Source organism: Nitrospirales bacterium (genome assembly GCA_031315865.1).
GTDB lineage: Bacteria > Nitrospirota > Nitrospiria > Nitrospirales > UBA8639 > JAGQKC01.
On sequence record JALDRJ010000002.1, the window covers coordinates 1673523 to 1698331 of the forward strand.

General features: G+C 52.5%; 22 protein-coding genes. 12 read left to right on the forward strand and 10 right to left on the reverse strand.

Features of this window, described 5'->3' with window-relative positions; all coding sequences use genetic code 11:
* Positions 1–13: 13 nt before the first annotated feature.
* Entirely contained in the window at positions 14–427 is a 414-nt protein-coding gene (locus tag MRJ96_07795; GenBank protein ID MDR4501335.1) for a 2Fe-2S iron-sulfur cluster-binding protein, read from the reverse strand.
* A 238-nt stretch (positions 428–665) separates the two neighbouring features.
* Here MRJ96_07795 and MRJ96_07800 point away from each other — a divergent pair, with 238 nt between their 5' ends.
* From MRJ96_07800 to iscX, 7 genes are all read left to right on the forward strand, one after another.
* The gene (locus MRJ96_07800; GenBank protein MDR4501336.1) at positions 666–1139 is read left to right on the forward strand and encodes an Rrf2 family transcriptional regulator; all 474 of its coding nucleotides are present in this window, start codon (positions 666–668) and stop codon (positions 1137–1139) included.
* Positions 1136–2350 carry an IscS subfamily cysteine desulfurase gene (locus tag MRJ96_07805; protein MDR4501337.1) on the forward strand — a complete coding sequence of 405 codons (1215 nt, stop codon included), beginning with the start codon at positions 1136–1138 and terminating at the stop codon, positions 2348–2350. Before MRJ96_07800 ends, MRJ96_07805 begins: the two co-directional genes overlap by 4 nt.
* A gap of 47 nt (positions 2351–2397) precedes the next feature.
* Positions 2398–2808 carry a Fe-S cluster assembly scaffold IscU gene (iscU, locus tag MRJ96_07810; GenBank protein MDR4501338.1) on the forward strand — a complete coding sequence of 137 codons (411 nt, stop codon included), beginning with the start codon at positions 2398–2400 and terminating at the stop codon, positions 2806–2808.
* Between the two features lie 43 nt (positions 2809–2851).
* Positions 2852–3202, forward strand: coding sequence for an iron-sulfur cluster assembly accessory protein (locus MRJ96_07815; GenBank protein MDR4501339.1), 351 nt, complete (start codon positions 2852–2854; stop codon positions 3200–3202).
* Between the two features lie 124 nt (positions 3203–3326).
* Positions 3327–4046, forward strand: a complete 720-nt coding sequence (gene hscB / locus MRJ96_07820) for a Fe-S protein assembly co-chaperone HscB (GenBank protein ID MDR4501340.1) — start codon at positions 3327–3329, stop codon at positions 4044–4046.
* Between the two features lie 37 nt (positions 4047–4083).
* Positions 4084–5904: a molecular chaperone DnaK gene (gene dnaK, locus MRJ96_07825; protein MDR4501341.1), complete on the forward strand. Its 1821-nt coding sequence runs from the start codon at positions 4084–4086 to the stop codon at positions 5902–5904.
* A gap of 47 nt (positions 5905–5951) precedes the next feature.
* Positions 5952–6164 (forward strand): Fe-S cluster assembly protein IscX, encoded by a 213-nt coding sequence (gene iscX, locus MRJ96_07830; protein MDR4501342.1) that lies wholly within the window; start codon positions 5952–5954, stop codon positions 6162–6164.
* Positions 6165–6184: 20 nt separating this feature from the next.
* On the opposite strand, the gene MRJ96_07835 is transcribed toward iscX, so the two are convergent.
* Entirely contained in the window at positions 6185–8611 is a 2427-nt protein-coding gene (locus tag MRJ96_07835) for a PBP1A family penicillin-binding protein (GenBank protein MDR4501343.1), read from the reverse strand.
* Between the two features lie 319 nt (positions 8612–8930).
* Between MRJ96_07835 and MRJ96_07840 the strand changes: the two genes are divergently transcribed.
* Positions 8931–9401 (forward strand): redoxin domain-containing protein, encoded by a 471-nt coding sequence (locus MRJ96_07840; protein ID MDR4501344.1) that lies wholly within the window; start codon positions 8931–8933, stop codon positions 9399–9401.
* 91 nt (positions 9402–9492) lie between these two features.
* Positions 9493–9828 carry a thioredoxin family protein gene (locus MRJ96_07845; protein MDR4501345.1) on the forward strand — a complete coding sequence of 112 codons (336 nt, stop codon included), beginning with the start codon at positions 9493–9495 and terminating at the stop codon, positions 9826–9828.
* A 25-nt stretch (positions 9829–9853) separates the two neighbouring features.
* On the opposite strand, the gene MRJ96_07850 is transcribed toward MRJ96_07845, so the two are convergent.
* The 7 genes from MRJ96_07850 to MRJ96_07880 all read right to left on the reverse strand — a co-directional run bounded on the left by MRJ96_07850 (position 9854) and on the right by MRJ96_07880 (position 15708).
* Positions 9854–10651: a 6-carboxytetrahydropterin synthase gene (locus MRJ96_07850; protein ID MDR4501346.1), complete on the reverse strand. Its 798-nt coding sequence runs from the start codon at positions 10649–10651 to the stop codon at positions 9854–9856.
* Positions 10652–10833: 182 nt separating this feature from the next.
* Positions 10834–11154, reverse strand: a complete 321-nt coding sequence (erpA, locus tag MRJ96_07855) for an iron-sulfur cluster insertion protein ErpA (protein ID MDR4501347.1) — start codon at positions 11152–11154, stop codon at positions 10834–10836.
* Between the two features lie 169 nt (positions 11155–11323).
* Complete coding sequence (locus tag MRJ96_07860) at positions 11324–11908, reverse strand: DUF3501 family protein (protein MDR4501348.1); 585 nt, start codon at positions 11906–11908, stop codon at positions 11324–11326.
* Positions 11905–13188 (reverse strand): hypothetical protein, encoded by a 1284-nt coding sequence (locus tag MRJ96_07865; protein MDR4501349.1) that lies wholly within the window; start codon positions 13186–13188, stop codon positions 11905–11907. Before MRJ96_07865 ends, MRJ96_07860 begins: the two co-directional genes overlap by 4 nt.
* A gap of 99 nt (positions 13189–13287) precedes the next feature.
* Complete coding sequence (locus tag MRJ96_07870; GenBank protein ID MDR4501350.1) at positions 13288–13713, reverse strand: rubrerythrin family protein; 426 nt, start codon at positions 13711–13713, stop codon at positions 13288–13290.
* A gap of 49 nt (positions 13714–13762) precedes the next feature.
* Entirely contained in the window at positions 13763–14191 is a 429-nt protein-coding gene (locus tag MRJ96_07875) for a transcriptional repressor (GenBank protein MDR4501351.1), read from the reverse strand.
* Positions 14192–14340: 149 nt separating this feature from the next.
* Entirely contained in the window at positions 14341–15708 is a 1368-nt protein-coding gene (locus MRJ96_07880; GenBank protein MDR4501352.1) for a sodium-dependent transporter, read from the reverse strand.
* Positions 15709–15981: 273 nt separating this feature from the next.
* Between MRJ96_07880 and MRJ96_07885 the strand changes: the two genes are divergently transcribed.
* The gene (locus MRJ96_07885; protein MDR4501353.1) at positions 15982–16641 is read left to right on the forward strand and encodes a hypothetical protein; all 660 of its coding nucleotides are present in this window, start codon (positions 15982–15984) and stop codon (positions 16639–16641) included.
* A 123-nt stretch (positions 16642–16764) separates the two neighbouring features.
* On the opposite strand, the gene MRJ96_07890 is transcribed toward MRJ96_07885, so the two are convergent.
* Complete coding sequence (locus MRJ96_07890; GenBank protein ID MDR4501354.1) at positions 16765–23463, reverse strand: YDG domain-containing protein; 6699 nt, start codon at positions 23461–23463, stop codon at positions 16765–16767.
* A gap of 168 nt (positions 23464–23631) precedes the next feature.
* Between MRJ96_07890 and MRJ96_07895 the strand changes: the two genes are divergently transcribed.
* Both MRJ96_07895 and MRJ96_07900 read left to right on the forward strand, forming a co-directional pair.
* Positions 23632–24186, forward strand: coding sequence for a hypothetical protein (locus MRJ96_07895; GenBank protein ID MDR4501355.1), 555 nt, complete (start codon positions 23632–23634; stop codon positions 24184–24186).
* 58 nt (positions 24187–24244) lie between these two features.
* Entirely contained in the window at positions 24245–24775 is a 531-nt protein-coding gene (locus MRJ96_07900; GenBank protein MDR4501356.1) for a hypothetical protein, read from the forward strand.
* Positions 24776–24809 lie beyond the last annotated feature (34 nt).

Below are 24809 nucleotides of genomic sequence, written 5' to 3' on the forward strand. Positions count from 1 at the left end.
GCGGTATAGGGGGTCAATGTGCTTCCTTTACAAGATTCTTATTCCATTCTGGAATTTCCACGACCAAATTTTTCTCACCATTTGGCACGCATTGACAGGCTAATCTGGATTGTAAACTCAATCCAGGAGCTTCTTCGAGTTGATCGTCTTCATCTTCGGTCGGTTCAGGACAAGTGTCCAGGCCTTCTTTAATGATCACATGGCAAGTTGAACAAGCGCAGACTCCGCCGCAGGCATGTTCAATGTCGATACCGGCACTTAGAGCGACATCTAGAACGCTTCCAGGTAAACCCGTTTCGCCATAGGGAATTTTCCCGGGATCTACCTTCACCTCAAGTGTTTCATCCTGGTTTTTAAAGGTAATCGTAAAAGACTTCGTCGCAGTTGGTGAGTCAACTTTTTCAATGTATGGATTGCTGCCTCCCATGATTTCTCCTTCTTAGTGATGGTAATTCGTCTCTTGTAACTTGAAAAATCACTTAATATTCAATGGCATATCGTATTTTTACTACTTGTTGAAATTAACTTGTTAATTCTCCGACAAATTCAATCTCCGACCATTTTAGTCTTGACTAGATTGCCAGGTCAATGATATTCTTAATCCGATAATATTTGTCGGACTTAAGGATGATTTGAAAAGTGCTTAAGGGCTATTGAGCAGTAAAATGTTAAAACTCTCGAAAAAGGCTGATTATGCACTTATGGCGTTGCAATACATGGCCACGGTCCAGTTTGGTGAAGTGACGGAGGCGAGAGTGGTGAACACCAAAGAAGTGGCGGAAGAGCATAATATTCCCGTTGAGCTTCTTGCCAAAGTTCTTCAAGCATTGGCGAAGCAAGATATTATTGAAAGCCACAATGGACCTAAAGGGGGATATCTCTTGGCCCGTGAACCGAAGCGAATCACTATCGCTCAAGTGCTGGAAGCCATTGAAGGGCCGTTGGGCATTGCTGATTGTTACCATGACAAGGAAGCATCGCCCTGCGACCAAATGGATCATTGTAATATCCGAACGCCGCTTTTAAAGGTGCAAGAGAGCATTCATCAACTATTGAACAGTATGTCCATTGAAGATATGGCAGTTGGCTCCCCATTAATTATCGTCGAATCGCGTAAAACAGAAGGAGTGCGATTATGAAGTTGCCGATATACTTAGACAATCATTCCACGACTCCGTGTGATCCTCGGGTTGTGGAAGCCATGCTTCCGTACTTTACCGAGAAGTTCGGGAATGCGGCGAGTCGGAATCACAGTTTTGGATGGGAAGCTGAGGAAGGGGTGGATACCGCGCGAAAGCAAATTGCCAAACTGATCCATGCAGATCCGAAAGAAGTCATATTTACCAGTGGCGCTACGGAATCCGACAACCTCGCACTCAAGGGTGTCGTGGAAATGTATAAAGACAAAGGCGACCACATCATCACGAGTGCGACAGAACATCGTGCTGTGATCGACACCGCGAAAGCTCTCGAGAAAAAAGGAGTACGCGTCACCTACTTAGATGTCGATAAATATGGCATGGTGAACCCTGACGATGTCCGGAATGCGATAACCGACAAGACCATCTTGATTTCGGTCATGCTCGCGAACAATGAAATCGGGACGATTAATCCGATCAAGGAAATCGGGAAAATCGCGAAGGAAAAGGGGATCCTTTTGCATTGTGACGCGACGCAAGGAGTTGGGAAAATTCCCGTGGACGTTCAAGAATTGGGTGTGGATTTGATGGCCTTTACGAGTCACAAAATATACGGCCCGAAGGGCATTGGAGCTCTCTATGTTCGCCGGAAAGGTCCTCGCGTCCGCTTGGAACCGATGATACATGGTGGAGGACATGAACGAGGCATGCGGTCGGGAACCCTCCCGGTTCCGCTTATTGTGGGCTTTGGAAAAGCCTGCGAACTATGCGAGCAGGAGATGGCGACCGAGGCTTCTCGACTCATCAAGTTACGAGATCGGTTGGAGGAAGGGATTACCAAAGAACTTGAAGAAGTCTACCTAAACGGTCACCGGACAGAACGCTTGCCAGGGAATCTCAACCTGAGTTTTGCCTATGTTGAAGGTGAAGCCCTGCTTATGGGCGTGAAAGAAATCGCTCTGTCTTCCGGGTCAGCCTGTACTTCGGCCACTCTTGAGCCTTCCTATGTGTTGCGAGCATTAGGAGTCGGATCTGACCTGGCCCATTCTTCCATCCGGTTCGGGTTGGGCCGCTTCAACACTGCAGAAGAAGTGGAATACGTTATTGACCGGATGGTGAAAGCGGTCAATCATCTACGGGCCATGTCCCCCTTGTATGAAATGGCCAAAGAAGGTATTGATCTCAAAACGGTGCAATGGGCAGCGCATTAATGAACAGTATTTCTGCATATTCTTGTCAATAAAGGGAGGTTTCGATCATGGCGTATAGCGAGAAGGTCATTGACCACTACAACAATCCCCGTAATATGGGAAGTTTCGGCAAGGATGAAGAGGGAGTGGGAACGGGTATTGTGGGAGCTCCAGAATGTGGTGATGTGATGAAGCTTCAGATTAAGGTGGAAAACGAGACGATCGTTGATGCGAAGTTTAAAACGTTCGGTTGCGGGTCAGCGATCGCGAGTTCAAGTCTAGCCACCGAGTGGTTAAAGGGGAAGACGGTAGAAGAAGCGGGACAGATTAAGAACACTGAAATTGTACAGGAATTGAATTTGCCTCCAGTCAAAATTCATTGTTCGGTGTTGGCTGAAGATGCCATTAAATCGGCCTTGAATGATTATAGGAAAAAAGCAGAGGAAGGCTCGAAAGTTGAAGGAGCGGCCTCATCATAAACGGATGAAGATGAGTATCATAAGTATGAGAGAGGAAAAAACGATGGAAACGAAGACAACAGAAACGCCGATCGTGACCTTGACGGATGCGGCCATCAAAGAGGTGAAGCGACTTCTTGACCTTCAAGGTATTACTGAGGGAGGGCTTCGGCTTGGAGTCAAAGGTGGCGGGTGCTCTGGATTAAGCTATACGACAAACTTCGATGATAAAATTGGAGAATTTGACACGGTATCTGACGTCGATGGGGTCAAAGTCATCGTTGATGCGAAAAGCGCCATTTATTTGACTGGAATGACGCTTGATTATGAAAAAGATATGGTGAGCGGAGCGTTTAAATTCATCAACCCCAATGCCAGTAAAACATGTGGATGCGGGGAATCCTTCTCGGCCTGATTGGCGTCGAGGTTGAGGAGTGCTATTGCATGTAGATAGCTGATAGGGAACGTTATTTGGCATTTTTTGTCGCGGGCATGGCGAAGTTGGTCATGCCCGTTTTTTGAGCCATAGGATACAAGGAATGGATCACGAACACGGCAGACACGCATCAGCAAAAGAATTACCGATGGCACGAAGCATGTGTTGGCACTGCCAATCCGAGGTGAAAGGGGAATATCTGTGCGGGCAGTGTGTCAAAGTCCAGCCACTCTCAAAGGATCTGGACTATTTCACGTGCATGCGGCTTCCCCGCCTGTTAAGCATCGATCAGGAAAAACTCCAAGAAAACTTCTATGATCTTAGTCGCACGTTTCATCCTGATTTCTATTCAGATAAGGACGAACAGGAACAAACCATTAGCCTGGGAAATTCTGCCTTGCTCAACACAGCTTATCGGACGTTAAAAGATCCTATTCAGCGGGCGGAATATTTAATCCGTTTGGAGGCCGGCGCCGTGAAAGAAATTCGTTCAACTCCACCGGCTGACCTGTTTGATGAAATACTTGAGCTTCAAGAGGATCTCGAGGAATATCGTGCGCTGTCTTCACACGATCAGGATCGACGTGAGGCGTTGCGACAGAAACTGAATGCCAGTCGAGAAACGTTGGAGCAGCGGCAGGCACAGATGGAATCTTCCCTGAAAGCAAAATTTGGAGAGTGGGATGCCGTACAGCAAGGTTCTCCAGACTCCGGTGAAGCCCGAGATAGGAAAGAGATCATACTCAAGGAAATGCGGGAAATCCTCTCGGACAAAACCTATGTTCGAAATATCGTGAATGATCTTATAGAAACGACCTCATAACGATTTTCATAAGCCAAATTCATATAGGTACTGCATTATGTCACGAATTGTTGGAATAGATCTTGGGACGACGAACTCATTAGTGGCTTATATGGATGGCGTACATCCTCGCGTGATCGCCGATCTCCATGGTCAGGCTAAAGTTCCGTCCATTGTGGGGATGACGGATAATGGGCTCATTATTGGGGAGCCAGCCAAGGAGCACTTAGTTCGAGATCCCTCTCGCACAATCTATTCCGTAAAACGATTTATGGGAAAGACCTTGGCCGATGTCGCCGAAGAACTCAAATATTTCCCCTATTCACTCCAGGAAAAAAACGGGGTGATTCGTATTGCAATTGGTGAAAAACTCTATTCACCTCCGCAGGTCTCGGCCATGGTCTTGAAAGAATTGAAAAGCCGGGCCGAGTCGCATTTAAAGGAGAGCATCACGAGAGCCGTTATTACGGTTCCGGCCTATTTTAACGACAGTCAGCGCCAAGCGACGAAGGATGCCGGAATGATCGCTGGCCTTGAGGTGTTGCGGATCATTAATGAACCGACCGCCGCCGCCTTAGCCTATGGTCTTCAGAAAAAAACCCAAGGCTGCATCGCGGTGTATGATTTAGGCGGGGGCACGTTTGATATATCTATTCTGCAGTTGAAGGGCGGAATCTTTGAGGTCCTGGCGACGAACGGGAACACGCATCTGGGAGGGGATGATATCGATCAGCGCGTAACCGATGTCTTGATCCGGGAAATCAAGGAGCACTATTCGATCGATGCGCATGAGCATTCAGAATTAGTCCAAGCCATCAGGTTGGAAGCTGAACGGCTTAAGATCACTCTGTCAGATACGCTCACCGCGAACGCGAGGGTCGAACTTCCTGACTTGAAGGGCGTGTACGAACGAGAATGGACCAGAGATGAGTTGGAAAGTCTCACCAAAGAATTAGTCGGGCAGACTTTAGGGCCTTGCCGGCTTGCCTTGAAAGACGCCGGGCTTCTCGCTGAACAGATTGACGAAGTGGTGTTGGTCGGTGGAAGTACGCGAATGCCGCTGGTTCGTCGTCGAGTACAAGAATTATTCGGGAAAGAGCCCCATTGTGACTTGAATCCTGACGAAGTCGTGGCGCTCGGGGCCGCTGTACAGGCTGATATCCTGAGCGGTAACAAAAAAGATATGCTCTTGCTGGATGTGACGCCCTTATCATTGGGCATCGAAACCATGGGTGGCGTCATGAGTACTTTAATTCGACGCAACACCACAATTCCGACGAGCGCGAAGGAAATGTTTACGACCTATGTGGATGGGCAAACATCCGTCGATATTCATATTCTGCAAGGCGAAAGAGAATTGGTGAAAGACAACCGCAGTTTGGCGCGTTTTCAACTGAAGGTCCCGCCTTTACCTGCGGCCGTGCCTCGCGTGGAAGTCACCTTTCTGATCGATGCCAATGGCATGTTGCATGTAACAGCCAAAGACATTAGAACAGGCGAGGCGCAATCCGTCCAAGTAAAGCCTTCGCATGGACTCACTGATGATGAAGTCGAAGGAATGGTTCGGGAATCGTTTGAATTCGCTGCCGAAGACATTAGGCAACGTCAAGTGATAGAAGCACGAACTGAAGCCGATGCGATACTCGTAGCGACAGAGAAGGCTTTGATGCGCGGAAAGAGTTTAATTCGTGACAGTGAGGTCAAGAAAATTCAGCAAGTCCTGGATGAACTCAAATCGGTCAAAGAAGTTGATGACCACCGGGTGATTCGTTCGAAAATCAGTGAGGTCGAAAAAGTCACGTATCATCTTGCCGAGGTCTTGATGGATGCAACACTCAAAGAAGCGTTAGAGAATAAGAAACTTTCTGAAGTGACCTGATGGGATCAAATCGGAGTTATGAGAAGCATGGGGAACGAGGATAAAATATGGCACAAGAATTAACGTGGGATGATGTCGAAGAAATTGGTATCCGTCTCTACGAAGAACATCCGGATACCGATCCGCTGACCGTACGGTTTACCGACATGCATGCCTGGATCGTGGCGTGGCCCGAGTTTACGGCGGATCCCAAAGGCTCAAATGAAAAAAAGCTCGAAGCCATTCAGATGGCGTGGTACGAAGAATATAAAGACAGCTAAACTTCAGTACACGATTCGTTCTAGTTCTCTCCTATGTATTCTGATCTCTCTTGAATGTTCCCCAAAAACGATGGACTAGCCGTAGCCGAGGATGGACCGATCTGGTCCATCTCAAAAAAGTCTAAGGGGCTGGGTTTGGGAGGGGGTGGCTTTGTCGGCTCGCTTCCTTCGGCAAAGACTTCGGTGGCGGTACTCGTAGAATTCTGTGTTGGCAGGTTTCCGGTTTTCGTATCTATCTGGGCAAAGTGAATGCCATCAGGAATCGTGAAAGTTGTCACGGGCAAGGGCTGTAAGGCATTGGCCATGTATTCAGTCCAGATTGGTAGAGCGGCATGTGCGCCTGACTCCAGCCTTCCGAGCGTACGAACGTCGTCAAATCCCACCCACACTCCGGTCGCCAGGTTTGGAGCATAGCCGACAAACCACGCATCATGATAGCTATTGGTCGTGCCCGTTTTCCCAGCCAATGGCCGTCCGATGGACTTTGCTCGGCGGCCGGTTCCACTTTGAATCACGTCCATCATCATATTGGTGACGAGGTACGCGGTTTCTTTCGAGACCGCCTGCTGCGGTTCGAAGATGTGTTGCTCAAGGACTTCGCCGTCAATGTTTTTCACGGCCGTAATGGTATACGGAGGTAGCCAGAGTCCTTGATTGGCGAAGACTCCATAGGATGAGGTGATTTCTTGAAGGGTCACGCTTGAGGAGCCAAGCGCGAGGGATAGGTCTTGGCTGAGAGGGCTGTCAATCCCGAGCGCTTTCGCCAAGTCCATCACATCCTGCACGCCAATCTGTTCTAAGAGCCTGACCGTCGCCGCGTTGCGTGAGTGACGAAGGGCCTCACGTAATGAAATCATGCCAAAGAAACGTTTTTCGTAATTTTCCGGTTTCCAGATTTCTCCTTCCTCTTCCTGTTCGTAGACAACTGGAGCATCGAGGACGAGCGTGGCGGGTGTGAACCCCCTGTTGAGTGCCGCCGCATAGATGATTGGTTTAAACGACGAGCCAGGCTGACGTTTGGCGGTGATGGCCCGATTGTATTCGCTTCGTTGAAAGTCATAGCCCCCCACCATCGCGCGTACGGCTCCTGTTCGTGGATCGAGGGAAAGTAATGCGCCTTCGACTAGAGGTGTTTGTTCAAGGACAAACGTCCCTGATTCGAGATCTCCATTTTTGGCCGCAACCTCGATAATATCTCCAGGCTTGAGAATCTGATTTGCCGTAAGATTTTGTCGAAATGTGGCTTCAGTCACTTCTTTACCGGGTTTCAGTCGCCGTTTAGCCCAAGCCATGTCGGCTAAGGCGATCTGTCCTTTGTAAAGATTGTCGACCAAGATTTCAGCGGACTCCTTCGATGTCTTGGTCACGATGGCTTTATGGAAGCCGTGGGCATTAGACTTGTCAGAAGATTCAACGGGATTGTCAGCCAGTTCTTTCAACGACACATGTCCTAGCGGCCCTCGCCAGCCCTGTCGCTTATCCAGTTCATGCAGGCCACGGTGAATGGCTTGATCGGCAGCCTGTTGCATGGCCACGTTTAACGTCGTATGGACTTGTAGGCCGCCTTTGTAGACCATCGTTTCTCCATAATGGTCGACCAATGTTTGACGAATGTGCTCTAAAAAGTAGGATGCAATTGGCTTGATGGATTTTCGGTGGAATGCGAGTTCTGTGGCAGCAGCTTCATTGGCTTCTTCCTGGGAGATAAATCCTGCCTGGACCATACGCTTTAATACGTGTTCCTGTCGGTTTTTTGACAGTTCCGGGTTACGGTAGGGGGAGTAGGTATTCGGCGCCTTAGGGAGGCCAGCCAGGATCGCCGCTTCCGCGAGGGTAATGTCCGTAAGACTTTTGTCGAAGTAGGTGTGAGAGGCTGCTCCGACGCCATAGGCGCCGTGTCCGAAGTATATTTGATTGAGATACATCTCCAAAATTTTTTCTTTACTCAATGCGAGTTCCATTTTGAAGGCGAGAATGAGCTCTCGAATCTTTCGCTTGTATGTTCGTTCACGAGACAGGAACAGCGTTCTGGCGAGTTGTTGAGTGATCGTACTCGCGCCCTGCACTTTGCCGCCACTTTTCAAGTTTGTCCACGCCGCTCGACCGATGCCAACGATATCAAGGCCGGGATGCTCAAAAAATCTGGTGTCTTCGACGGCGATGATCGCATTGATGAGGGATTTCGGCATATCATCGATGGATATGTAAATGCGGCGTTCGACGAAAAATTGGCCGATTACATCGCCTTCATCCGAGTACACGCGGGTTATGAGACTCGGTTGATAGTCCTGAAGCGACTCAATCGAGGGGAGACCCTGTGTGCCAATCCAGAGAATGCTGACGAGACCACCAATCGCGAGTCCTCCGCAAATGGCTACCCCAATGACGAATTTTCTAGAAAAAAAGATGTGGGTCAGAGTGGTGCGAAACGATCGTGTATCAGCCATATAGAGTTTTCAGGAAATTGTAAGGACGAGTCTTTCGTCTTGGGATGGCAGGAAGTGGCATGCATGACTACATAACTTTACGATACCCTGCATGTGTCGAAATTACAAGGCACCAAGACGCATGCGCGGCGATGAGCTGACGCGGGGGGAAATTGTGTGAAAGCGATTATGTGGAGAGGCCCCGTCGCATGGCGAAGTGCTGAAAACGTGGAAAGATGTAGGTCTTTTTCACGTGTTGACAAAGATTTGAATCCCATGGTACCTCCTTTGAAGGTAATGTTGAAGAGTCTTATTTGTCATTAATAAAGGGAGGGTTCTCATGTCCGATGTTGCGCCTGAAATTAAGGTCGGTGACGAAGCACCTGATTTCACGATGAAAGATCAGGATCAAAATGATGTAAAACTCAGTGATTTCCGTGGGAAGAAAAACGTCGTGCTTGCTTTCTACCCGCTGGATTGGAGCCCTGTCTGTGAAGGGGAAAATAAGTGCCTGACTGATGACTTCCCGAGCTTGGAATCCGATAATTCAGTATTGTTTGGAGTCAGTTGCGATAGTTTCTTTTCACACAAGGCGTGGGCCGATGCTTTGGATCTGAAGCATAAGTTGCTGGCCGATATGAGCCGTTCGGTGAGTAAGTCGTACGGTCTCTATTTCGAGCCGCTCAATTGTTCAAAGCGCGCAACTGTGATCGTTGGGAAAGACGGCAAGGTTGGTTACGTCAAAGTGCAAGAAATTAAGACCGCTCGTGATGATAAAGAAATCATCGATGCGCTCAAAGCCATGGGCTAACGTCGTCAAGGGAAAGAAGAAGGGGATCTTCCGAAGATCCCCTTCTTCTTGAGAACATTTTCTCTACACATCACGAAAAACGGGATACGCAATGCCTGGAACCGTCGAAAATGTCACGGATGAAAACTATGAAGCATTGACCAAATCGCCGGCTGCGGTCGTGGTGTATGGGATCGTGCCCTGTGATGGCTGTCAGGCGTACGACCCGATTTTAGTCGAAACCGCCGCCAAGTATGAGAACATCCGGATCGGGAAAGCCAAAATGCACGTTCCTGGAAAATGCCGGAACATCAAAAAACAACATAGCTTCAAAACCTACCCCACCACCCACTTCTTTTCCAATGGAACGCTCGTGCTGACCCGAGAGGGGAAACTCGAGGCTCCAGAGTTAGCGACATTGATCGACCAGCATCTGGTTAACCCATAAGTATTTCGTGCCTTTCCGTCTTCTTTTATCGCTCTCGATACACGGCATGTGAGTTTGGCCCCTCACTGACAGTGATTTGAGTCAATGTGGCTTCCGAGATTTTCTCGTGAAGGATATCCCACAGGACGTGTGAGAGTGAGGGTTCGCTGGGAGGGAAATCGGCAAATGCTTGATCGTCAGAAAGGTTTTTCCCTTCGAATCGAGCTAACACATGTTCCTTCACCAGCGCATCTAACGTTGCAAGATTGACGACTTGTCCGGTGTCCGGTGCGATGGGACCGGTGACGGTGACATCCACCGTGTAGTTGTGTCCCGTGGTTTGTCCATGAGATAGATTGTGGGCTGCTGAAAAGTGATATCGTCTCGTGACGTCCGCATGCGGGGTTTGGGCCGAACCATCTAATCCATGTAAGAGGTCGAACGTGACATCTGCAAACAGGGTGTGATCCTCGTAAAGTCTGATGCGCTCGAGGGGAGGCATGTGGGGATGCTGCTCCAGCCGCTGCCATAACGTGACCGCGAGGTTTTCCGTCGTGGGAATGCGGTCTATGAAATACGATGTATCAAGATTTAAGTTTTTATGATCGAATTCTTTCAAGATATCCCAGAGATAAATCTTCAAGTCATACAGGTTGATGATCATTCCATTGACTGGATCAATGGGACCGCAAAGCGTGACTTCGAGCATGTAATTATGTCCATGCGTGTTTTCATTGTTGCATGGGCCGAAGACTTCTCGGTTCTTGGCATCATCCCAGTTGGGATTGTGGTATCGATGGGAGGAGCAGAATTCAGTTCGTTTAGTTAATGTAGCTTTGGACATAGGTTTCGTTGCGTAAGGGTCTTAAGATAGTGGATTGAAGCTTTCCCTTCTTTTTTTCTTGGTCTTGGCCTTCTTGGTCGTCTCGCCTTAGAAGGGGCGGGGAAAGATAAAGAATGAAAAAAGGGGCTGGGCTGTGAGATTCACGCCCTAGCCCCTTTAAGAGATTTTCTGAAACCGTACGATCAGGTCGAAAAAGAGCTACCACAGCCACACGTACTCTTGGCTTGCGGATTCTTAATCGCAAACCCCGAACCCTGCAGGCTGTCAACATAGTCCACTTCGGCTCCACTGAGGAGCGGTGCGCTTTGAGAATCAACGATGACTTTGACGTCGCCTTTTTCGATCATCGTATCGTCATCGCCGATCTTGTCCTCGAAGGACATTCCATATTGATAACCGCTGCATCCTCCGCCTTTAACGTAAATACGGAGTCCAACGGCGCTCTCTTCGTCCTTTATCATTTCCTTGATTTTTTGTTCCGCGATCTCGGTAATGGTTACCATCTCTCGGCCTCCGATGCTATAAGTTAATGAAACTAAAAGGAAAATCTGAATTGATGGGAGCCTTTAATTTTAGCAAGCCACCAATAGGTTGTCAATCGAGCCACACCTGACAAGCCATTGATTCTCCGTGATATTATCGCCAACTTCTGTTGGTTTATTAAGGAGATAATCATAATGTGAGATCTTTCAACCATTCTTCGCGCATTTCTTTTGAAACCGCCACTTCAGCCTGATGGTGTGGGTGCGTCAGGCACAGAGAAGCTGGAAGATCAAAGTTTCCTAATGATTGACGAAAGGCCGGATTGGTCTTGAACCGGACAAAGTGCACCGCGCTGATTTTGTCTTCTTTGCTGTGACCTGCCTCAAATTCCGCGTAGATGCGTTGATCGCCGACACGAATGGCCAGGGTGTCAGAGCGATCGATCTCTTGAAAGGAGTCGAGGAGTTCTTGGATTCGTTCAGAGTCGGTAATCTCGATAAACAGCGTTGCACTTAATTCTCCGGATTCGGGCAACAACACATTGTAGACATCAATTTCTTCCTGAATCTTGGCTTCGTCGAAAATCCGTTCTGTGCGGATCATTTCCTGGATTTGAAACAACAGGGTTTCACGGTTTTCAAAGATCAATGTGACCAGGTCGCCCACGGAGACACGGCGTCGTTTTTTGAGGTCAATAATGTCCCGGCGAATGGCCGTACGCCGGGCTTCGTAGTCTGCGTGAGAGAGGAGATCGTGTTGGGTAATCTTATTCATGAGGAAAGCCCGTAAGCGTCTCGAATAATCTGGATCGGATGGCGAGCGGTCTTTGGAGAGTCCCGCGCGATGTCACGCACTTGATCGAGCTGGAGTGCAGACAGCGGGCAATCGGAGACGACAACATCGACTAAGTCATCTTCGATCTCTCTCACCGCCTTTTTGGCGATGTTCATCGACAGATCAAAAAATTCGACCTTAGCACCCCACGTTCCATCATGACCGGAACACTTTTCGATGAGCTGAACTTTGGCGCCGGTCAGTTCCATCAGTTCCTTGGACTTAAACCCGATGTTTTGATCACGCAGATGACATGGAATCTGATAGGCCACGCGCCCAGGATTTTGAGGGAATTCAACAGTGAGATTCCCGTCTTTCTTCAGTTTCATGAGGTACTCGCAAATATCATAGGTCCGTTCCGCCAGAGTTTTGATCTGATCGTTGTCAGGAAGAAGGTAGGGGTATTCACGTTTCAGCATCAAACTACAGCTGGCAGTCGGAACGATAATGTCATGACCGGACTCGAGGTAGGGTCGAAATGTCTGGTAGTTGGCCTGAGCCGTTGCGATCATGCTCTCCGTATCTCCGAGGTCAAAGGAGGGCATGCCACAGCATCGCTGGCCTTCGGGCACCACGACGTCGATGCCATTCTTCTCTAAGACCTGTACGGTCGCTTTCCCGATGTCCGTTGCTTGATGGTTCACCATGCAGCTCGGGAACAACGCCACTTTTCTCTTAGCGGCTGGCTTGGCCGTTGCGGTCTTTCTCTTGGACCACCATGAAGGAAAGGATTCTTTCTGGAAAGGAAGAATCTGACGATCCCGATGGACACCAATCAGGCGTTCCATCACATGACGGACCCAGGGCGTCCGCAAGGCCCAATTCGTGAGGGGAGCCGTCAGCGTCCCCATCTTTCCGATGAAATCCGTCTGAACGAGCAATCGGTCGCGCATGGTCGACCCCTTTTCCTTCACCCGTTGCTTTTTCCAGGCAGTCATCAGGCGTGGAAAATCGATTTCATACTTGTGGGGCGGGGAATAGGGACAGTGGTTAAAGCACAGCTTGCAGTAGTAGCATTCTTGTTCAATCCGCTCGAAATCATGGGCCGTAAATTTATTCACGTCATTGTCGTAGTCGTCGATCCGGTCGATGAGCGTATTAAACGAAGGACAGAGGTTGAAGCAGCGGCGACATCCATCGCAGATGTCGAACACGCGCAACGTTTCTGTCTCGAGTTGCGAGCGGTTCCATCCGGGGGTGATCAGGTCAAAGCCTTTCATAACAAGTCCTGGAAGAGAAAGAAGAGAAAATCGGTAGTGAAAACCCCAGACAGGGATCCTTACTCCTGCCTGGGGCGAACCACTTGGGTTCGTGCGTCCTTAGAGAGAAAGAGACTCTAAGCCTTTCGTGAACCGGTTGGCGTGCGACTTTTCAGCTTTCGCCAACGTCTCGAACCATTCTGCCAGCTCTTCGAACCCTTCTTCTCGCGCAGTTTTGGCCATGCCAGGATACATCTGTGTGTACTCGTACGTTTCGCCTTCAATCGCCGCCTTGAGGTTGGCTTCGGTATTCCCGATGGGTACGCCCGTCGCAGGATCACCCACTTCTTTTAAAAAGTCCAAGTGCCCGAATGCATGTCCGGTTTCCGCTTCAGACGTGTCACGAAAGAGCCCCCCGACATCGGTGTAGCCCTCAATATCTGCACGGCGTGCAAAATAGAGATAGCGTCGATTCGCTTGTGATTCACCGGCAAACGCGTCTTTTAAGTTTTGATGACTCTTTGTTCCTTTCAAACTCTTACCCATGACACACCCTCCTTAATGATTGAAAAATAACGAATCGTGAATACGTCACTCACGTTCTCTTCTGACAACTCTTGCAATATCCTCGAAACTCTACCTGATAATCCGTGATGGTAAATCCTTGTGGTAGGCCATCCGGGAACGCCAGCGTGTTTAAACGTTCATCCATGACATCCACGATTGATTGGCAGGTATGACAGATCAAATGATGATGGGGCGAGAGATTGCCATCATACCGGGCTCGATCATGTCCGACATTGACTTCACGAATGAGTCCGGCCTGTTGTAACACGCCAAGGGTGTAATACACCGTGTTTTGAGAAATCATCGGGTAATCTTGGGAAACGTGCCGGTACAAGTCCTCAGCCGTGGGATGGCTTGCCGTTTCAATCAAGGCCTTGTATATCGCCGTACGCTGAGGCGTGATCTTTAACCCTTGCTCTTTGAATCGTTGTCGAATTGTTTCAGGAACTGTCTTCATCTGATTCTCTTTTAGGAATTATTACTAACTAGCAAATTGTGGTAGGGAGGGTCAAGCGAGTTAAGAACCGTGATCCGATCTTCATTTGCTACGATCCTTCAACACTCCCAATAACGAAACACGAACGATGAACGACGAGACAGGTGTGGTTACAAAATCCCGACAGACGTGAGCAGCACGATAAACACGGCAATTGGCGCGATGTATCGAACCAGCGCTTGCCAGACCAGGTATAGGGTGGGATTTTGGATCTTGAGTTCGGACTTGGTGAGTTGAGGGTTCATCAGCCAGCCTGTAAAGATGGCGATGAGAATGCCTCCCAGCGGGAGCATGATATTCGAAGTGACAAAATCGAGAAGCTCGAAAAAGTTCAGCCCAAAGAATGTGATGTTCTCCCAAATATTGAAGGAAAACACCGTTCCCAATCCGAACAGCCAGGTAGCGATACCAGACCAGAGCGAGGCGGTGATACGGGACATGTCGAATCGTTCGATCAGCCAGGTTACGAGCGGTTCGATGAGTGAAATGGAGGATGTCCAGGCGGCCACTAACAAGAGAATAAAAAACAACGAGCCAAAGGCGATACCGCCCGTCATATTGCCGAATGCCACGGGAAGTGTTTGGAAAATGAGGCCGGGACCTGACCCGGCCTCCATCCCATTGGCAAACACGATCGGGAAAATCGCCATACCGGCAAGGAGAGCGACTACGGTGTCGGCAATCGCTATCGCGACGGTCGTACTGGCGATAGACGTCCCCTTCGGAACATAGGAGCCGTAAACCATAATCGTACCCATACCCAGGCTGAGGCTAAAGAAGGCTTGTCCCATGGCGGTGAGCATGCTGGCTCCGGAGAGTTTGCTGAAGTCGGGAGTGAAGAGAAAGGCCAAGCCTTTCCCGAAAAACCCGGTTGTCATGCTGTAGCCCACCATCAACACGAGGAGAGCGAAGAGGGTGGGCATGAGATACTGAACAGCTTTTTCCAGCCCACCTTGTACCCCGCCGGCGACGATGCCCATCGTGATGATCATGAATAGGCTATGCCACAAAAACAGAGTCCATGGGCTGCCGACAAATTCAGAAAAGGTGGAAGCGGCCAGCTCTCCCGACGCCTCGCTAAATGTCCCGATGGCGGATTTAAAAATATACGCCAGCGTCCATCCCCCGATCACGCTGTAGTACGACAGGATCAACATTCCGGCGATGGTCCCAGACCATCCGATAATCTGCCATCCTTGGCTGGCGTTGGTTTCTGTGGCCAAGACTTGCATACTGTTGATCGGAGTCGAGCGGCCACGTCGTCCCAACAAAATTTCCGCCATCATCAACGGGATGCCAAGCGCGGCCACACAGACGATATAGATCAATACGAACGCGCTTCCACCATGCTCGCCGGTTAAATATGGGAATTTCCAGATGTTCCCCAGGCCGACCGCCGCGCCGGTTGCGGCTAAGATAAAGGTCCAGCGGGATGACCACTGGCCATGCCTGGATTGTTCGGGGAGATGCACTGTCATAGAAAGGAGTCAGCAAATAAAAAGCGAAAGTGTACCGAGTGTTTTGCAGTGTTTCAAGGATTTACCATAGGAAGTGCGTTATGGCTAGGAGACTTTCGCCAGGAAGGCGGGATTTTGCCTGAAGGAAAGATCGATGATATAGAGAAAAGAACACAGACGTGACGTTTGGGTGTGAGGAACGAGACCCACATGGGACGATGGGGAGTCAGATAGCCGTTAGAGCATGGAGTGTATGGTGAGGCTTGGTCCTTCATGAGAACAGGAGGTGTGCGTATGCCACGTTTCATGCGGTTCGGGTATATGGGAGTCATGGTGACCATGTTCTGTGGAATGCTCTTGTCACCTCCTTCAGCGGTAGCGGAATCATCCGTCGACTCCGGCAACGAGACACGAGTCACGCTCGAAGGGTTTCGGTCCGCACGTTTTGGGATGAACGTGCAAGAGGTGGAACAGGCTATTTTGAACGATTTTTCAATAGAACCGGAAGCGATTCAACGGGAGAAACATCCCACCCAAAAAACGGAAAACCTGAAGGTGACGGTGGACGATTTATTGCCGGAAAGTGGTACGGCCACGCTGTATTATATTTTTGGGTTTCAATCCAAACAATTGATTCAAATCAATGTCATCTGGGGTGGGGCTGCGTCAGCGGCCACGACTCCTGATGAGATAGTCGCGATCGCCAATCAGTTACGGGAACATTTTTTCCGTAAAGGCTTTCAAAAGGAAGGATTGATGATGAATGCCCCGTTAGGTGAAGGCATCCTCTTGGTGTTTCGTGGGACGGATGTTCGGGGCCGCATGGTGGTTTTGCTGTTAACCGACCCCAAGCCTCAAGAGAAATCAGAAAAGAAGGTCCCGACTCTCAGGCTCTCCTACATCGTCGATCCCGACAATCCTGATATCTACCGGATCAAAGACGACGCCTTTTGACGAACGAGCCATGCACGGACCTCGCAGGGCTGTGATGGCCGTTTAAAATAACTTCCGTCTGGTTCTTCGTCGTCCCGCGCGGGGTTTGTCGTATTTGCCGGTTGGAACGTATGTGGATTCGCTCTAATTCTGCTCGGAAAACACGACCATCAATTCCCGTCCTCCTGTCTTGATCTTCATTTCCAGCGGGAATGCGCTCGGAGGGGGCGATGTGAGACGAAATCGCCTGTCTGCCGCTTCGTAGGTGAGCCAAGCCGGCAGCGGCTGGTCGTGAGCGAGTTCGAACGTTCCGGTGAAGGTGGACAGGGTTTGCTTGATGGATTCTGGGAACTCAATGAGGAATCCAGTGTTATCGCGTGGTCGGTCGCGGGGAAGGGAAATCGTGATGAGTCCGGGGCCATAGGGAGTCACGTCTTTCACTTCCTGAATGATCGTCGTCTGCGGTATCGGACTGGCCAGCGTCGTCAGCGTAGGGACGACAAGTGGCAGTGGCGCGTTCGTGGAACCGGCATTCGCGACTGTGGTGAGTACTTCAAGGCTCACAGCGGGGAGCGTGGCGGGGGTGCCGACGGGTGGAATCACATTCACTCCCGTTTGGCTCGAGATGCCTCCAAGAGTGTCCACGACCGAGTTCTCGATCGCGACACTGTCCACGCCCGTGAGGGCCAGTTGGCCTGTGGAGGTGACCGTTCCTGTCTGTAGTCCGCCATTCCCATCCACGATAGTGATGTTTCGGCCGTTCAAATCGACGAGGCCGAGAAAATCATTGCCGGGATTGGGGAGGAGAATATCCGCCGGTTGTCCACCAGTCCGTGCGGTGAATTGACTAGTACTGCCTGCCGTCAGCGTGGTCCCGCTCGTTTGGGTAATGTCGCCATCGGTACTCGTGACCACTAATGGGCCAGTACTCGAAAGATTGCCGAGACGAAGTCCTCCCGACGTATCCGTGAGTGTGGTGGTCCCGCCGACGGTGACGGTGCCGGTGCCCGGTTGGTCATATTCCTGTGTTGTGGTGAAGTTGCCCTGGGTTGATGTTGAGCCACTACTTTGCGTGAAACGCCCGAGCATGATATCGCCGGTGCTGGAGACCGTTCCGCCCGTTTGATCCAGGCTATTCAACGTCACTCCGCCGGTGCCCACTTGTAACGTCCCCTGTTGCATCGCGAGACCGCCATTGGTCCCCAGGCTCGTGATTTCCACCGTCCCTGTCTGTGCGGGGGGCGTGACGCTCTGATCATTGAACGTCACGGTCACGCCAGTCGGAATCGTTACGGCTTCGACGTTGGCGAGATCCGGGACCGCTCCGCCTGCCCAGTTGGCCGGATCAAACCAATCTCCTGTCGCTCCCCCTGTCCAGGTGACCGTGCCTAATCGGGTGATGGAGGCCGTCGTGCTGTCGGTGGCGCTCACGGTGTAATTGCTGGCATCCGCTCCGCCAAGACCGAGTCCTGTGACCGTCACGACTTTGTTGGTGCCCACGTTTTTATCGGCAAACATCGCTGTGGCGCCGCTGCCATCGGAGGAGACCGTATCGCCATGGACGACGCCGGCCAAGGTGCCCACATTGCTGAGAGTCGCGGCCGTGCCCCCAGTATAGACTCGATCATTGGCCGTCAGTCCCTGTCGAGTCAGGAGTTTCTGGGTGATGATCCCGTCCGTGCGTGAAAGGCTTCCGCCCGTGACATAATTGCCGGCATCGGACCCGGAAAGCGCGATGCTGCTGAGCGTATAGGTGAGTCCCGTACCCACTTGTGGCGTCGCATAGGTTCCAGTCCCGGTGACGTTTACGACGTCGCCGCTGGCCAGACCCGTGAGCCCAAGCATGAGATCAGGCATGGCTGTCGTCCCGTCATACGTCTTGCTGACCTGAGTCGTGGGGACCGTTACGGTTTTAGGGGTGACGGTATGGGTGCCGACGAACGTCACGGTATCACTAAAATTCGCACTGGACTCGGTAATCGTGTTGCTGCCGACTTGGTAAGTGCCGACTTGAAGATGTCCGCCGGTACTCGTCAGAGGGTTCAGAGCCGTGAGGGTAAACGCCGCGTTTCCGCCGGCGCCATCGGTGAGGGTCACGGTATTACCATTGGCGCTGACGTTCCCGGTGAGATCGATAATTGTGTTGCTGTTATTCAAATAGCGCGCGCTACTCACGGTATACGTGGGAGTGGTTCCAAAGGTGGAGGTGGGGGTACTCGCCACTTCCACGAGAAGCTGTTCTGCCGGGACGATCCTGAAATCGCCATTGACATAAGTAAGGCTATAGTTGGTGGCGCTGAGCCCACTGGGGACCAGGACCGAGGAATGGGTGCCGATAGCATTGTTCCCGCTATCGCTCCGGCTGACCACCGCGGTGCCGCTAAGGACACTCGTGGTTTCCCCATTTACGAGACCCTCAACCGAAATGCCATGAAAGCCGGCTGGATCAGCTTCGGTGACGAATTTGGCCGAGGGGTTGGCCCGAATGGTCAACGGGGCCTGCGTAATGGACCCGTTGCCATTCGTCCAGGCAAGAGAATAGTTGCCGGCGTCGGCGCCTTGGAGGCCGACGGTGCCTTGCTGAATCGTCCGGGCCCCGACATTTTTATCACTGTAGACCGGGGTTCCGGTCAGGGTCACTACATCACTGCCGAGGAGGCCGCCAAGCGTGCCGTATCCTGTTTGTCCTGTAGGGAGATTGGTCGTGCCATCGTAGACTTTATCGAGTCCAGTGGTCCCGGAGAGCGTCAGAGATGCGGCCGTAATGTTGGCGGTGGTCGAGGTCTGATCGGTTACGCTGTAGTTGGCGGCATCGGCTCCGCCGTAGGTGGTGCCGCTCAAGGTGACGGATTTGCCGGTGCCCACGTTTTTATCGGCAAAGGTGCCGGTGGTGCTGGCGGCGGTGACGGTATCGCCACCGACGAGGCCGGTAAAGGTAACGCCGCTATGATCGACGGTGGCGCTCGTAGTGCCGTCATAGACTTTATTGGTGGCGGTCAGGCCGGAGACGGTGAGGGCTTTGGCCGTGATGTTGGCGGTGGTCGAAGTCTGATCGGTTACGCTGTAGTTGGCGGCATCGGCTCCGCCGTAGGTGGTGCCGCTTAAGGTGACGGATTTGCCGGTGCCCACGTTTTTATCGGCAAAGGTGCCGGAGGTGTTGGCGGCGGTGACGGTATCGCCGGCGACGAGGCCGGTAAAGGTAACGCCGCTATGATCGACGGTGGCGCTCGTAGTGCCGTCATAGACTTTATTGGTGGCGGTCAGGCCGGAGACGGTAAGGGCTTTGGCCGTGATGTTGGCGGTGGTCGAAGTCTGATCGGTTACGCTGTAGTTGGCGGCATCGGCTCCGCCGTAGGTGGTGCCGCTTAAGGCGACGGATTTGCCGGCGCCCACGTTTTTATCGGCAAAGGTGCCGGTGGTGTTGGCGGCGGTGACGGTATCGCCGGCGACGAGGCCGGTAAAGGTAACGCCGCTATGATCGACGGTGGCGCTCGTGGTGCCGTCATAGACTTTATTGGCGGCGGTAAGGCCGGAGACGGTGAGGGCTTTGGGGGTAATATTGGCAGAAGAAGTCCCGGTCGTTGAACTCAAGACGTAATTGCTCACGTCAGTCCCGGTGATCGTCAATCCTGTCAGGTTGACGGTCTTGCCGGTTCCGACGTTTTTATCCCCAAACGTTGCCGTGCCGTTGACGGTCACCACATCCCCCGTGATCACCCCATTGCCAGTGGTGCTGATTGAGGCGGCGGTTGTGCCATCATACACCTTGTTGTTCACGGGGAGCGGGGTCGTGATGGTTTTCTGGTTGACGGTCAACGTGCCGTTGTTCGTGACGACCGCATAGCCTAATTGATCCACGGCTCCACCAATCGTGAGACTGTGGGTCCCTGCCGTATAACGGCCAGAGGTCGAAGTGCTGCCGCCCACGGAGATCGACGGTGGCGTGCTAAAAATTTGCGGGCTTGTATCCCCATTTTGGCTGTTGATTGTGATGGCCGTTGCGGGCATGGTCCCATAGGTGATGGTTTCATCCGTGGCTGTGACAGTGACCGATGGCTGCTCCCGGTAGATCGCGTATGTCCCTGTGGCGCCAAGTGCGGCAGTAAAGTTACTTGCCGCTTCATCGGAGTGGTAGCGGAAGTTTCCGCTGCCTGAGCCAATGAGATTCGTCAGGCCGGTACTGCCGGACACATTGCCGGAATACAGTGTGGTGTTCCCGGTCGTGGCGGTCAGGGTTGGTGAACCGCTGATAAGCAGGTTGCCGCCAGTCGCTGTGCCGGCTGCTGCATTTTTGCCGGCATTCAGCGTAATGCTGGTGCCGCTGATATTGTCTGAGACGGTGAGGTCTCCGGTGAGGGTCGCGATGTTCACGGCGCCAGTGGCGGTAATCCCGGTAGGGTTGACCGTGCCGATCGTCAGCGCATTGCTGTCGGTGAAGCTGAGGGTTCCCACGCCGCTGGCCGCCAGGGTTCCGATGTTGGTACTGCTATGATCCAATGTCACGTTGCCGCCTAAGAGGGCCAGCTTGTCGGCCGTCAGATACCCGCTGGCGCCGTCCGTGACGGAGCCCGTGCCGGTAAGGGTGACGGTATTGCTGCCCGTGGCGGTCAGCGGGGCATTGATCGCGACTGTCCCTCCGTAGAGGGTGATGTCGCCGTTGATTGTAGCGGTACTGCCGAGCGTGACGGTGTCATACGGCTTGCCGGAAGTGCCTACATTGAGGCCAGTCAACGTGCTTCCAAAATCCCACCCGGTGGTGTCGGCTGACGTATTCGCGCCCGTACCGGCGCTGGAAGAGGGTTGAAAAGCCAGGGTCCCTGTCGTCTTGATATTCAGGTTGGCTGAATTGTTTGGCACTTGGTCGGCCACGATGACGATCTCGCTGCTCGAACTGAGTATCGACGATCCCGTTTTGGCACCAAGGTAACTTTGGCTTGATGCATTGAAAAACGCGAGTTGATCGTCTCCGGTGTCAATGGTAATGGTGCCCGAAGTGGCCAGTGCTTCAAGGTTGCCACTATCGACTGTGCTGCCGACGCGAATGCCCTCGGTTGCGGCAGACCGGCCGGTCAGCGTGATGCCGCCGGTGCCTGTGGACTGTATCGTCAAGTTGTCTTCGATCAGCAGCGCCGAAAAGGACGTATCGGTCGATGCCGTCTCGGCAGACAGTGAAATGGCTGTTGGGTCATTCGAGCTGCTGGTGAGCGTTAACAAACTGTCGACGCCATTGGGGTGCAGACCGATCAACATGGAGTAGGCGCCGCTCGACCCAGCGTACGCATGCATCTCAATCGTGCCACTACCCGCACTTATCGAACCGTTAGTCCCGCCGTGAACGATACCAGAGCCTGCAATAGGGGAGCCGCCGTCGATATTCAAGTCCATTCCGGCCGCGTAGAAGTCACCACCAGCGGTCGAAATCGTCGCGTTTGCCATTCCGATGCCAGCTCGCCAATTGACACCGTTGGGCATAGGGACGCCCGCGCCGCTGGCCGCATACCCATTCCCAACTGTTAAGCCATTCCACGTCGTGGAGCCGTCACCGTTGAGTGTGCCCGGATTGCCCTTATCGGTACTGCCACCTAACCACACGTGTCCGCCATTGGTTGAAATCGAACTGCCATCGGCCAGGTAGATATAGCCATTTTTGTCGCCGCCATCTGCACTGCTCCATCCGATGACGTGACCGTTAGTGGTGGTGAGAGCCGCGCTGGAATTGACCGTAATGCTTCCAAGACTCTTCAGCAGGATGCCGGCGCCGGATGCACCGCTCACGTCAATGTCCTGGTTGATCGTGATGTCGCCGCCGTAGATCGTGACTGGCCCAGCAACAGTTGCCGTGTTGAAGGTCACGTTCGCCGTGTTCGTGGTCTTGCCAACTCGCAGGCTGCTCGGGTCGCCCGTGATGTTGGCATTCGTAAGCGTGAGGCCGGCAAGGAAGCTTGTACCAACGGACTCGATGACCACATCGCCGCTGGTCGTGATGTCGCTGGCGGCGACGTCAAAGGTCATTTTATCCGCCTGGAACGTGATGTTCGAAGAGCTGGACGTGACCGTTGATCCGTCGGCTCCTATGTTGATGTTCCCGGCTGAACTGGGGCGAAGGTAGAGACCGGTATACGTTCCTGTCAGCCCGGTCGGTTGCGCGTCGTGGATCGTGATGGCGCCGGAACTGGAAAGAATATCTGCGCTGGAACCATCGACCGCGAAGCCACGTGAGTTACCGGAGGCTTTTCCCCCGGTTCCCGTGATGTTGATCGCTCCGGATTCGGTTTGAATCAACGGGCTGGAAGCCTGCATGCCCCATGTATTTCCCGTGTTGGGATTGTTTGTCGCGTCGCCCACGATGGTTATGGTTCCGCTGCCCGTCGTCGTGATCGAGGCGCTGGATAGACTAATCGCACGGTCGGTCCCGCCGGAAGTTCCTCCAGCGCCGAACGATGCATTCAGGCTGATGTCGCCGCCATTAGCGTTGAGGGTATCGTTTACGGTGATCCCTACGTCACCACCAGATGTCCCAAGGGACCCGCTTGCCAAGAGCTGAATGTCGCCACCGTTGCTTTCAATACTCGCATCAGTGATGATCCGACTGCCGATCAGATTCACGTCGCCTTGGATGTCGATCGGATCGTAGGTCCTGATCTCTATCGTGTTGCCGACTTTCCCCAGCGTGAGTCCGCCCAACTGACTGAAATTGAGGAATTTTAGGTATAACGCGTCGCCCAACCCGGTGTAGGTGCCGCCAGACAACGTGCCGTCGAAATCGAACGTGCCACCGTAGCCGCTCCACGCGGTGCCGTTCGGTTTGTACGTCCAATGCCCGGTCGAATTGATTGTCAGCACCTGGGTGCCGATGGTGTCCGCGATCAGCGTGATATCGCCCGCGCCCGCGGTAATGGAATGTGGCGTATTCAGGGCGATACCTGAGATGCCGAGGTTGTACCCATCTCCAGCCCAGAGTAACACGTCGCCGCCGTTGGTGGTGATATCGCCAAAAAAGTCCAGTGCGTTTTGGTTGTACCCATTCGCCCCGACCGACGGACCGTTGCCCACGGTCAGGCCGTTCCATGTATCACTACCCGGTGTGGCAGCACTGCCCCCGGCCCACAAGTGTCCTCCGCCGGTGTTGATGGAGGTCAAGATCGAGACCCCACCCTGGTCGCCGCCGTCGTAATCGGACCAGAGCACCACGTTCAACCCATCGGAGGAGGACGCATCGATCGTTCCATTCACGCTCACCCGCGAGACACCTTTGAGTGTCATGGTGCCGGTTCCGGCTGTCTTGGTGAAGTTGCCCCTCAGACCAACGGACGGATTGCCGTCTGCGCTTCCGTGAAGCCATACGTCTCCCGTTGCCGACTGTGTGATAGTACCGCTGATATCCACGGTGCCGCCGTTCATGGTGATGGCGCCGGGTACGACCAGCGATGCATCGACGTCAATGAGGTTTGTCGCGGAAAAATCCAGGTCGCCGCCGGTCGTCACTGTCGTCCCGTTCACAAGCAGACCGGTTGTACTGTTGACATCAAGCCCCGAATCATAGGTTTGCGTCCCTGTGGTGACTAAGGAACTGCCATTAATGGTGACCCCGTTGGACGTCACATCCAGCGACGTCAGCGCATCGGTGCCTCCAATGCCGCCTGAGGTGACCGTGCCGGTGGCTCCCGCGTCGATCGTCACCTTTGTTGATACCGTGTTGCTTGAATTCAGCAGACCGCCAAAGACGATATTCCCGCCGTCTGAATCAAATGTCACTCCCGCTGGCGACGAATTCGCCACGATCGTGTCGCCGTCGATCGTGATGTCACCACCATTGGTTTTGATGTTCGGTGAATTGACGGTGTTGAAACCGTCTCCTGAGCTATCCGTGTCGGCCGACAGCGTCACGTTTAGTCTCGCCGTATTGCCATTCTGCGTAGCATCGATTTCCGCGCTGCTGTTTATCGTGATATGGCGAGCCGCCTGCAAGGTCAAGGTGGCATCGCCAGCCATCGCACCGGTCACAATGTCACTCGTAACGCTAATGTCGCCTGGGTCGGCGTTGTTGCCTGAACTTCCGAACGAAGCATTATCGGCTGTTGTCGTCACCGTGACATTCGTTCCGGCATCAAGCGCCGTGACGATATTGCCCGCCGCGGTCGCATCGATCACATAATTGTATGGATCGAGCAGCCACTGGCCGCCTTCCC

Bases quoted from the DNA above. Each gene is read 5' to 3' on its own strand.
- MRJ96_07795 (MDR4501335.1), bottom strand. From the start codon at position 427: ATGGGAGGCAGCAATCCATACATTGAAAAAGTTGACTCACCAACTGCG.
- MRJ96_07800 (MDR4501336.1), top strand. From the start codon at position 666: ATGTTAAAACTCTCGAAAAAGGCTGATTATGCACTTATGGCGTTGCAA.
- MRJ96_07805 (MDR4501337.1), top strand. From the start codon at position 1,136: ATGAAGTTGCCGATATACTTAGACAATCATTCCACGACTCCGTGTGAT.
- iscU (MDR4501338.1), top strand. From the start codon at position 2,398: ATGGCGTATAGCGAGAAGGTCATTGACCACTACAACAATCCCCGTAAT.
- MRJ96_07815 (MDR4501339.1), top strand. From the start codon at position 2,852: ATGGAAACGAAGACAACAGAAACGCCGATCGTGACCTTGACGGATGCG.
- hscB (MDR4501340.1), top strand. From the start codon at position 3,327: ATGGATCACGAACACGGCAGACACGCATCAGCAAAAGAATTACCGATG.
- dnaK (MDR4501341.1), top strand. From the start codon at position 4,084: ATGTCACGAATTGTTGGAATAGATCTTGGGACGACGAACTCATTAGTG.
- iscX (MDR4501342.1), top strand. From the start codon at position 5,952: ATGGCACAAGAATTAACGTGGGATGATGTCGAAGAAATTGGTATCCGT.
- MRJ96_07835 (MDR4501343.1), bottom strand. From the start codon at position 8,611: ATGGCTGATACACGATCGTTTCGCACCACTCTGACCCACATCTTTTTT.
- MRJ96_07840 (MDR4501344.1), top strand. From the start codon at position 8,931: ATGTCCGATGTTGCGCCTGAAATTAAGGTCGGTGACGAAGCACCTGAT.
- MRJ96_07845 (MDR4501345.1), top strand. From the start codon at position 9,493: ATGCCTGGAACCGTCGAAAATGTCACGGATGAAAACTATGAAGCATTG.
- MRJ96_07850 (MDR4501346.1), bottom strand. From the start codon at position 10,651: ATGTCCAAAGCTACATTAACTAAACGAACTGAATTCTGCTCCTCCCAT.
- erpA (MDR4501347.1), bottom strand. From the start codon at position 11,154: ATGGTAACCATTACCGAGATCGCGGAACAAAAAATCAAGGAAATGATA.
- MRJ96_07860 (MDR4501348.1), bottom strand. From the start codon at position 11,908: ATGAATAAGATTACCCAACACGATCTCCTCTCTCACGCAGACTACGAA.
- MRJ96_07865 (MDR4501349.1), bottom strand. From the start codon at position 13,188: ATGAAAGGCTTTGACCTGATCACCCCCGGATGGAACCGCTCGCAACTC.
- MRJ96_07870 (MDR4501350.1), bottom strand. From the start codon at position 13,713: ATGGGTAAGAGTTTGAAAGGAACAAAGAGTCATCAAAACTTAAAAGAC.
- MRJ96_07875 (MDR4501351.1), bottom strand. From the start codon at position 14,191: ATGAAGACAGTTCCTGAAACAATTCGACAACGATTCAAAGAGCAAGGG.
- MRJ96_07880 (MDR4501352.1), bottom strand. From the start codon at position 15,708: ATGACAGTGCATCTCCCCGAACAATCCAGGCATGGCCAGTGGTCATCC.
- MRJ96_07885 (MDR4501353.1), top strand. From the start codon at position 15,982: ATGCCACGTTTCATGCGGTTCGGGTATATGGGAGTCATGGTGACCATG.